Origin of the sequence: Arthrobacter sp. 35/47, assembly GCF_000520475.1 — a bacterium.
Classification (GTDB): Bacteria; Actinomycetota; Actinomycetes; order Actinomycetales; family Micrococcaceae; genus Arthrobacter_D; species Arthrobacter_D subterraneus.
The window spans coordinates 27,833-30,376 of sequence record NZ_KI914616.1; the positions used below are offsets into that span (position 1 = coordinate 27,833).

The following is a 2,544-nucleotide window of genomic DNA, read 5'->3' on the forward strand; positions in this document are numbered from 1 at the left end:
CGCGCTGCCGCAACCGCGCCGGGAATGCGCAGTGCCGGGTCTTCCGACTGGGGCACGGACTCCACGTGGACTGGGACGTGCGCGCCGTCGTCGTTCGCTGCCATGGTGTCCTCCGAAGGCTTAGCTTGCGTGTAGTTCTGATCGTCCTCCGTTCGCCGGACTTGTCAATTACCGCAGGATTTCGTCGACGCCCCATCTGAGGATGACATCATCGGATGATGAGCCCGAAGAGCCGTACCCGGAAGCCCAAGTCCGCAGGCAGGAACAAGGCACGCAGAACCGGCCCGCCCGGCAACCCCATCGCCGAGGTCTACCGGTCGCAGGTCCAGGGGTTCACGGTGGAGGCGGACCACACCTCGTCGCTGCACAGCGAGCTGCTGGCGTCCAACCTCTATTCGGTCATGCATGAGACCACCAACCTTGGGCCGGGCATCGACGAGGAGTTGTTCAACGACTGGGTGCGTTTCGTCGAACGCCAGCGGGACCGTCCGGCTGCCGCCATGCTGTGGGCGCTTGCCCAGGTGGCCGACCCGCCCGCCAACGCTCAGGCAGCAGCGGCCGCCCAGCGGCTTACCGACCTGGGCGTCCCGGAACCGGCGTGGCTTGCACCGTTGCGCAACCTCGAGGCTGCCGAAGCCTGGATGCTGACGGACGTGTTCGGTGATTCCATCGAATTCGTCGTCGAGTTCCGCACCGGTCGTCGCAAACACGGCATGGCCATCACCATCGACACGAACCATCTGGGCGGGTACGCCACCAACATCGTTTTCGATCACAACGCCCGCAAGCTCCGACAGGACAGGGAACGGTTCGCCAGGCACATGGAGGGGCTGATGCGTTTCGAACCGACATCGCTGGCCGAGGTGCGCGCCCGCGGTATCGCCGCAATCGAAGCAACGGACATGACCAGCGATCCCGACCTCGGCCCCGAGTATGAGGAGCACCGCGCACTGGCGCTGAGCAGGCTCCTCACCCTGCCGGGCGGCGACGTGGTCGACCTCGCCGAACACCGCATACCCGGCCCCGCCGACGAGCTTGCGCGGTTCGAGGAGGACCAGAGCGAAACTGAAAGGCTCGTCGGGGACTTTGTGGCTTCCCTGGAGCAGGATGCGGACCGGCCCGACTCCGGACTCGCGGCGCAGTTCGCCCGGCTTGCCGAACTGGCAATCGACTACGGGCGCAATTACGACGACGGCCGGCTCCTCCGCGTCAGCCCACCGAAAATCAGCACCTTTGCCGGCTGGTTCCTGCCGAACAAGGTAGGGCTCGACGACGCGGAGCAGGCTGCGCTGGCACCGTTCCTGAGCGCCTGGATCTCCTGGTGCGGCCGGCGTCAGGGCCTGCCGTGGATGGCGGTCGAGATGGTGCAGGAGTCCGCCGCGGCCACACTTGACGCAGTAAGCCTGCTGGAGGAAGACGAAGAGGATGACCTCCCATCTCCCGGCATGGCTTTCCTCGAAGGGGTGGACATGGACTCCATCGAGGACGCCCAAGCCGTCATGGAACGGCGGCAGTTTGCCATGCCCTACTTCGGCACCTGGATCGGTCAGGAAGACTATCCGCGGCTCAACCCGAACAGCGCGGCGGAGCTGCGGCTGCTGGTACTCGGCGAGCTGAAGGAACTCCATGGCGTAGGCAAGCAGGAGTATCCGCGGTCGGGGGAACCGGATGGCTCGCCCGTCTGGAATGCGGCGTTGCGGGAACTGGTGATCTCCCAGCTGTGGCACAACGAACCGACTCAGGTGTGGGAAGCGGCCCAACGCCTGCTGGCTCTGGGACTTGAGCGCGCGGACGTTCTGGACCGGCTGCAGGACGCACTGTCCGGGCACGTGGACGCCCGCGAACTCGGACCGCTGCCCGGCGGCGGCACGAGCTCGGTGCACATGCCGGGGTATGTCGCGTCGCTCGCCACACTCGGCGCAAGCGGAGGCAAGGGCGGACATCTGCGGCCGGTGTAAGTCAAGCGTCGTCGTCGTACTCGGTAACCTAAAGCAACCAAAGTTCACGGATTTTCAGGGCTGGGAAATAAGTCGGGAATCTTGAACCATGTTGATTACCGGACTTTTGCTCGGAGCCGCCCTCGGCTTCGCCATGCAGCGCGGCCGCTTCTGCGTCACCGGCGCCTTCCGCGACCTGTGGATCGCGAAGAACACCCGCTGGCTGACTGCGTTCATGATTGTCGTTGCCATTCAGAGCGTGGGTGTCTTCGCCCTGGACGGGCTCGGCATCATCAGTCTCGAGGGCGACGCCTTCGCATGGCTGGCAACCATCCTCGGCGCCTTCATCTTCGGCTTCGGCATTGTGCTCGCCGGCGGTTGCGCCACCGGAACCTACTACCGGTCCGGTGAAGGGCTTGTGGGCTCCTGGATCGCGCTGGCGGCATACGCGATGTTCGCCGCCATCTCCAAGACCGGCCCGCTGGCCGGAACCACGGAAACACTGCGTTCCATCACCGTCCCGCTCACCAACATTCACACGTCGCTTGGCGTGAGCCCCTGGCTGCTGGTCGCGGTACTGGCGGCCGGCGTTGCCCTTGCCGTCCGG

At 65.5% G+C, this 2,544-nt stretch carries 2 protein-coding genes; both read left to right on the forward strand.

The annotated features are described in order from the left end of the window. Window positions 1-218: 218 nt before the first annotated feature. A complete protein-coding gene (locus X803_RS20035) occupies window positions 219-1,958 on the forward strand; it encodes a hypothetical protein (protein WP_156930079.1) in 1,740 nt (579 codons plus the stop codon). A gap of 88 nt (window positions 1,959-2,046) precedes the next feature. Further along, window positions 2,047-2,544, forward strand: a 498-nt coding sequence (locus X803_RS20040) for a YeeE/YedE family protein (RefSeq protein ID WP_035779109.1), incomplete at its 3' end; no start/stop codon positions are given.